General features: G+C 61.6%; 3 protein-coding genes. 2 read left to right on the top strand and 1 reads right to left on the bottom strand.

The features are described from left to right. Positions 1-149: 149 nt before the first annotated feature. Complete coding sequence (locus CHB87_RS20805) at positions 150-1,079, top strand: aldose epimerase family protein (RefSeq protein WP_142988467.1); 930 nt, start codon at positions 150-152, stop codon at positions 1,077-1,079. Between the two features lie 95 nt (positions 1,080-1,174). Here CHB87_RS20805 and CHB87_RS20800 read toward each other — a convergent pair whose 3' ends face one another. Continuing rightward, entirely contained in the window at positions 1,175-3,538 is a 2,364-nt protein-coding gene (locus CHB87_RS20800; RefSeq protein WP_089410375.1) for an NHL repeat-containing protein, read from the bottom strand. Positions 3,539-4,159: 621 nt separating this feature from the next. Here CHB87_RS20800 and CHB87_RS20795 point away from each other — a divergent pair. Next, positions 4,160-7,684 carry a TonB-dependent receptor gene (locus CHB87_RS20795; RefSeq protein WP_176441900.1) on the top strand — a complete coding sequence of 1,175 codons (3,525 nt, stop codon included), beginning with the start codon at positions 4,160-4,162 and terminating at the stop codon, positions 7,682-7,684. Positions 7,685-7,688 lie beyond the last annotated feature (4 nt).

Below are 7,688 nucleotides of genomic sequence, written 5' to 3'. Positions count from 1 at the left end.
GGGTGCTCTGATTAAGTCCGCAACCCATATCCCAGGGGCTAAAGCCCCACTGACTCTGCGGGGCTTATTGTCCGGGCTAAAGCCCGGACCTATCTTAATCAGAGGTTCCCTAAGTGATTCAGCTGTCGGCCAAGGCCATCGGTGATGGAATGCGACTGAAGAACGATGAGATTCAGATAGAGGTGATGCCGGCCGAGGGTGGCCGCATCGCCTCTTTGCGTTGTGCCGGAAGTGGTCTGGAGTTTCTGATGCAGCCGCATCGCCCGATGCGGTTGACGCACGCTTCGCGGGATGCCGGCTTCATCGATGGCGCTGTTGCGGGGATTGAAGAATGTATGCCTACGGTGAGCCGCTGCGTCGTGGACGGTGAGACCATTCCCGATCATGGCGATCTCTGGCAGCTTGCGTGGGATGTCACTGCGACGAGCGAGGATGCTGTGAGCCTGCAGGCGCAGTGCTTCAGCCGGCCTCTGCGCTACGAAAAGACGATTCGGCTGGTGGGTGCTGTCGTGCGGGTCGAGTCGCGGATCGTCAACGTTGGCGCGGCTCCGGCGCGGTTCTTGTATGCGGCGCATCCTCTGCTTGCGGTGGACGCCGGCGATCGCATCGTGTTGCCGGAGGAGTGTGCGGAGTTAGCGCTGCACTCTTCCTTGAAAGAACGTGTAGGCGTGGATCGAAGCCGCATTGCATGGCCTCTGGTTGAGGGTGTGGACCTGAGCTTGCTGGGCGATGTGTACGCGCGGACGGCGGAGATGCTCTATACCGACCGGCTGCGCGAGGGCTGGTGTGGGCTGTATCGCGCGCGTCATGCGCAGGGGATTGCGGTGCGGTTCGATACGGCGGAGCTTGGTTACATGGGGCTTTGGATCTGCTGCGGCGGATGGCCGGATGAGCCGCCGTTCCAGTATGCGTTTGCTCCTGAGCCCGCGACATCGCCTTGCGGATCGCTGGCGCAGGCTGTGGAGCAGGGTCTGGCAGAGACACTGCAGCCGGGCGAGAGCTTTCGGTTTGCGATCGAGTATCGTGTGAGTCCCTCGAATCTGGATCTGCAGGGGTTTGCGCGGTTTGCCGCTGGATAGGCAGGCATGCCCCAGGGGCGTCTGTGTACGGTCGAATACTCAAAAAAAGAAGCGGCGCGCCTGAGGCACGCCGCTTGTCAAGCGCTGCAAGCTCTTTACGGCATCGTGCCGACGGTGTTGTTCTTCACCGCGACCGAGAGCGGCGAGACGACCGGTACGCCCGCGCCGACCAGCACTGTGACGGTGCCGGAGGATGTGCTGCCGTTGGCGATCCAGACATTGCCGGCGAGGTCGACGCCTACGCCGCGGTTGCTCGATGCGAGTGAGAAGCGGTGGTTGCTCGTGCTGCCGTTGGTGTAGACGGAGCCATAGAAGCCGGTCGCCGGCGAGAGCAGAGTGGCGGTGTTGCTGAGCGCGACGATCGAGGGATACGAGCCGGGCAGCCAGACCTGGCCGGCGCCGTCGATGGCCAGATACTCCGCGCCGAAGGTGGGGACATTGGCGGAGAGGTTGTAGTTGGTGAAGGTGAAGTTGGCCGAGGCCTGTGCGGCGGTGAAGGCTGTGCCGTATCCGGGCGTGACCTTGCTGACGGAGTAAAGCTCGGAGGCGGCGCTGTCGTTGTAGTTGGAGTTGACGACCCAGGCTGCGCCGGCATGGTCGAAGGCGATGCTGAAGGGGTTGCCGAAGGGGTAGATGGTGTCCCCGCCGACGGTGTTGTTCGCGATCTTGGTGCTCTGCGCGGCGGTGGTGCTGGAGATGAAGCTGAGCGGAGTGGAGCAGCCGGGCTTGATGGTCGTGCCGCTGGTGGTCGTGTAGTAGTGGCCGAGCGCGCCATAGTGGGACGAGGTATCGAGTACGCCGCCGGAGGAGACGGCCGTCGTCCAAACGAACGATGAGCCGGGAATCGTAGACGTCGTGCCGCTGGAGGTGGTGGTGTCGAGCGTGCCCGTGTCGAGCGCGATGCCGTAGGCGTTCGAACCGCCATAGCCGCCCTGCACGAAGGTTCCATAAGCGCCGGCGGCGAACTCGCCGAGGACGTGGTTGGAGACGGCGGCGTAGGCTCCGCACGCTCCGCTGGTGGTCGTGCTTCCGTTTAACGTGAACCAGATGTTGTTGCTGCCATCAATAGCGAGCACGGTGGGCGCGCTGGCGGCGAGTGCGCCGGCGGTCTGCAGGTTGTAACCCACGGCGGTAGAGGCGCCGCCGTTTGCGCCGCCCGCGATGCCGCCCGAACCGGCGATCTCGAAGATGGCGTTGCCGCCCTTGTCGGCCACCCACGCGTTGCCGATGGTGTCGATGGCGATGCCGTAGGGGATGGACGCGCTGGCGCCGCCGGTGATGCTTGTCGCCGTGCTGCCGACGTTATAACCGGTGACAGTGTAGACGTTGGCTGTGCTGCCGGCCTGCACGGGGTTGCCGGTCGGGTCGAGCTCGGCGACGGGGAAGCCCGTGCCGATGTTGGTGATCCAGGCGTTGCCCACGCCGTCGAAGACGATCTGGTTCGGAACGCTCAGCACCTTGGCGCTGGTGCTGGGGTTGACAGGCGTGTACGTGAGGCCGATGGTGAAGTCGGTGACGGCGCCGGTGGTGGAGTCCGCCACCGGCTGGAAGGGTGCGGTGGCCGTGATGAGTTGGTAGAGGTTGGTGACGGCCGTCGACGAGAGCGCCGGTGAGAGTGCGAGCGAGAGCGCGGCCTGCAAGGTGTCGGCAGGTGCGGAGGAGTTGATGGCGGCGGTGTTTGTGAAGAGCGCCGCGCAGGCCGTGGAGGTGGGACCGGTGGAGTTGACGCATGCAGCGAGGATGTCGGCGATGGTGTTCACCTGCCAGTACTCGACCGCCGCGCTGCCGTTGGTGTTGTTGCCGGGCGATGTGCCGGCGCCGATGCTGGCCAGCACCTGCGCGGTCGCCATGGCGTTCGCGATGCCCTGGAGGTTGGTGGCGGAGGTCGCGAAGTTGTCGGCCGGCGCCACAGCCGCAATGCTGCCGGAGGCCGGGGAGCCAGCCTTTGCGGCGAGCGTCGTGCCGAAGCTGGTGCTGCGTCCAAACTGCGCGAGCGCATACGCGGCGGCGACCGTGGTGACCTCGTTGATGTTGATGTAGGTCTTCGAGCTGAGGCTGCTGCAGGGACCGAGCGCGGCCATGAGGGCGATGGCCGAGTTGGCGCCCGCGCCGGCGTCGCCGCCGGACGCCGTGATGTAGACGTAGCCGCCCGTGTCGCAGGTGTAATCGCCAGTGATGTTGAAGCTGCCATCGGAGGCGGTCGTGACCTTGGCGGCGATCAACGGCTTGGCGGCGTTGCTGTAGCCGGTCGCGCCGACCTCATAAAGCTGGATGACGCCGCCGGAGATGGGCTGCTGTCCGCCGTGGACGCCGCCCTGCAGTTGCAGGCCGTCGATGGCGGTCGACGCGGACGAGGACGAGGCGGCTGTGCCGACGCCGCAACCGGTGGGGAAGAGGCTGACGCTAGCAAGGGCAGCGCAGGGCAGGATGCGTCGAGTGATTTTCCGGTAAGAATCCATGAGGTAGGCTCCAGAGTTGATTGAGATGAGATGGAAAACGTGGAACGCAGTATTGTTTGCTTTCGAAACTTTGCAGAAGCGAGGAGCCGGCCGTCCGCAGCCGGGCAAGGGTAAGGCGCCGTGAAATCGTCGGAACGAACTCGTGGAATGCGCTCCTGTGTGGGGTGAACACCAATATATAGTGAAACAGCAATCAAACGAAACAATTCGATATTTCTAATGCGCCTCATAATCGGCGCCTCTGCGGCAGAGGAAAGCGTTGCTGGATATGGGAGAATTTGGCATGTCCTGCACCTGCGACGTCGCTTTCCACGTCTTACGCGGTACGCGTTCTGGAAAGCGCACGTATTTTTAATATTGCTTTGATTACTCTTTATGTGCTTTGATGACAGTCAAGCCCGAAATGCAGTTGCAGGAAGATCGGCTTTCGATTGTTCTTGAACGGCTCCGATGGAAACAAAGCGGAGCATCGCTCTCCATCGTGAGCAGCGGCGATACGTCTTCGAGCCTTAAGCGCATCGCGATCTGTAGTGGCAGCGAGATATTCAGACGGAAGCAGGGGAGTGGTCCATGGACGCGCACTGGAGAAGGTTGAGGCTGCGAATGAGGACATGTTCACGTTTGGCCCAGGGGCGCCTCGCGGCTGGCTTGATCGCCATGTTGCTGGCAGTGCTCGGGACGGCCGCTGCGGCAGCCCAGTTGGAGAATACCGGGCAGGTTCTGGGCGCCGTGACCGACGTGCAGGGCGGCGTGGTGGCCGGCGCGACGGTGACGCTGACCTCCGTGACGAAGGGCGTGACAGTCACTCAGTTAAGCAATGCGCGCGGCGAGTATCTTTTCACTTCGGTGGCGATCGGCGGCTACAACATCCATGTGAGCGCCCCGACCCTGGGCGAGACCACGGAAGACGGCGTGAACGTCGATGCGGATCAGAACGTACGCATCGATATACGCTTGAAGCCGGCGGGCACGACGGAGACCGTCACGGTGAACTCATCGGCTGCGTCGGTCGACACGCAGTCCGCGACGATCGGTATGCTGATCGATCCGGACCTGATTCACAATCTGCCGGTGGATGGCAATAACGTCGTGTCGCTGGCGGCGCTGCTGCCCGGCGTATCGAATGTGAACGCGCCGACGACCTTCACCGGCGATACCTCCGGTCCAAGCTATAACGTGAACGGCGCGCGTAGCACGCAGAATCTGTTTCTGCTCGACGGAGCGATCTGGAATAACCTCTATACCAATAGTGGGCTCAACTTCCCGACGCCGGAGGCATTGCAGGAGGTCAGCATCCTGCTGAATAACTTCAAGGCGCAGTATGGACGCAACGTCGGCAGCGTCTTCAATGCGCTGACGCGGTCGGGAAGCAATGAATATCACGGCGTCATCTATGAATATGCGCAGAATGCTGCGTTCAATGCGAGCGACTATCTGCTGCACACGAATCCGAAGCTGGTGCAGAATCAGTTCGGCGCAACGCTGGGCGGACCTGTTCTGCGGGATAAGCTCTTCTTCTTCCTTTCGTACCAGGGGCTGCGCGTGGCGCAGGTAAACGCCACGTTGAACACGGTTGGATTTTCACTTGCCGATCGCGGACTTACCGCCTCCGGCACGGCCCTGCCATGTAGCTCCGCGAGCGCCTTTCCGGGATTGAACTGCTTCAACCTGACAGACCTGCAGCCGCTCTCCACGACGACCGGACTACCGACGCATGCCACTAACGGCCTCATACATAACCCGCTGTGGGCGGGCAATCCCAACAGTACGCCCAGCATCGCGATCTCGAACTTCAACACGGCCTGGCAGGTCGCGGGGCACACCGGAACATCGCCCTGCGTGACGGAGTTACAGGGCGCGCTGACTGCTTATCCAACTTATCTGCCGACGCCGGAGATACCGACGGACTGTATTAATCCAGTAGCAGCCGCGCTCATCAGTAAGTATGTGCCACTGCCGAACACGCCGGCGGTCGCGGGCTCGTCGTCGCTGCGGACCTACACCGCTGCGCCGTTTCCTCGCACGGAGCAGAACGGTCTGGCGCGACTCGACTTTACAGTGCATGGGCACACGCTCGATGCGCGTTACTATACGACGACGGCCGCCGACTTTGTTGCGCGTTCGCTCACGAACCTTGCGACCTATGAGCGCGATGCGGAGCAGGGCTCGACGCAGTTTGGCGATATCGGCGATACCTGGGTCGTGCGTCCGTCGCTGTTGAACGTTCTGCGCGTCGCGTATAAGCGCTATGACTATAACTACGCGCCGCTGGATCGGACGACGTTGAGTTCCCTGGGCGCGAACTTTGCGACTTACAACAGTGTGCCGGTGCTGCCTGCATTTCCGTCCCTGGGCTCGGCAAGCCAGGCTGTCTCGAGCACGGTCAACGAAGATATTCAACTGACCGATACGCTCTCGTGGACGAAGGGCAATCATAACCTTCAGTTCGGCGTGGATGCCCTGCGGCTGCAGTATAAGAACGTCGCTGAAAGTGCGCCGAGCTTCTCATTCACCGGTGCTTACTCGTTCCTTTCGCAGGGCGATGAGCTCATGGGGCTGGTCGGCTCGCAGTCGTTCGCCAACTCGCTGGACCGCTCGGGCATTCAGCATGATTATTACTTCTTCGCTCAGGATGACTGGCGCATTACTCCGCGACTTACTCTGAATCTCGGGCTGCGGTACGAGCTTCCGCTGCGTTACTACCAGCCGCACGGCGAGGACACGACCTTCATTCCAGGCTATCAGTCGATCGTCTTTCCGGGCGCCATTCCGGACCTTGCCTTCGTCGGAGATCCCGGTATCCGGCGCGCTTTGATCCCGAATGAATACACCGATCTGGCGCCGCGCTTCGGCTTTGCGTATGACCTCTTCGGCAATGGACATACGGCTATTCGCGGCGGTTTCGGTATCTTCTACGATGCGACCAGCGCGCTGACGATTGGCGTAGGCGAACCGTATCATTACACCGCGCTGTACAACTATCCGACTGGCGGACTCTCCGAACCTTTGTTAGGACTTAGCCCGGTGGTCGCTAACTACAACGGTAAGAATGCACAGTTCTCCACGCCTTACTCGATCTTCTTTCCGGATAAGAACTTCCGCGGAGCTTACACTGAAGCGGTGAACGTAGGGCTCCAACAGGCGATGGGCCATGCCGGCGTTCTAAGCATCAACTATATTCTTCGATTGGGCAGGCATCAGGCGCTGCCGCTCGACCAGAACCCGGCGATCTACGATTGCTCGGGATCGTATTATCAGCTTGATCCATCAGTTTATTGCCCAAGCCCGGCGGCGGCGATTCTCCCTGCTTCTTATACGGCGCGTGTAAGATATCCGGGTTTCAACTATGGCGGCGGCGGTGTCGTCGACTACAACAGCATCGGCACGTCGAACTATAACGCGCTACAGGTGCTGTATAGCCAGCGCGCGACGCGCGGACTCTCGGTGACCTCGTCGTTCTCCTATGCTAAGTCGCTCGATGAGTTCAGCAGCTCGACGACCACGGCGAGTGTCGTGCCGCAGATCAACAATCTGAAGAGCGAGTATGGTCCGTCGGATTACGACGCTCGACTTACAGTCAGTGTAGGTTGGTCCTTCGCGCCGGTGAAGGAGACCTGGGGTCCGCGTGTGGTCCGCAGCCTGCTCAGTGGATGGACGCAAAGCGGTACTTATTCCGCGCGGACAGGACAGCCTTACGATGTGGTTCTGGCTTCGGACTATGCCTACACGGATGAGGTGCCGAGTCGCCAACGCGCCCAGTTGATCCCAGGCATGAACCCGAACCTGCCGTCGAACAGGCCGCGCGCGGCGAAGGTGGTCGAGTGGTTCAATACGGCGGCTTTCACGACGCCGACGGGCGGAACATTCAGCAATCAATCGCGCAACGATCTCTCCGGACCGGCATACATCGTCGCGAACCTCAGCGCGGGCCGGGTTTTCGCGCTGCCACGCGAAGGCATGCGCCTGAACTTTCGCTGCGACGCCTTCAATGCCTTCAATACGCCAAACCTTGCCAATCCCAACGCCGGTCTGCCAGGCTCCACGGGCAACACGATCTACGGCACCATCCAACAGACTGCGGGCACCAACGCAGCGGTTGGAGGCAATGGCCGCAGACTGCAGTTGGCGCTCAAACTTAGCTACTAACATC

Origin of the sequence: Granulicella rosea, from assembly GCF_900188085.1 — a bacterium.
Lineage (GTDB): Bacteria > Acidobacteriota > Terriglobia > Terriglobales > Acidobacteriaceae > Edaphobacter > Edaphobacter rosea.
The sequence above is the reverse complement of the archived record's forward strand: the minus strand, read 5'-3'. Positions and strand labels throughout refer to the sequence as shown.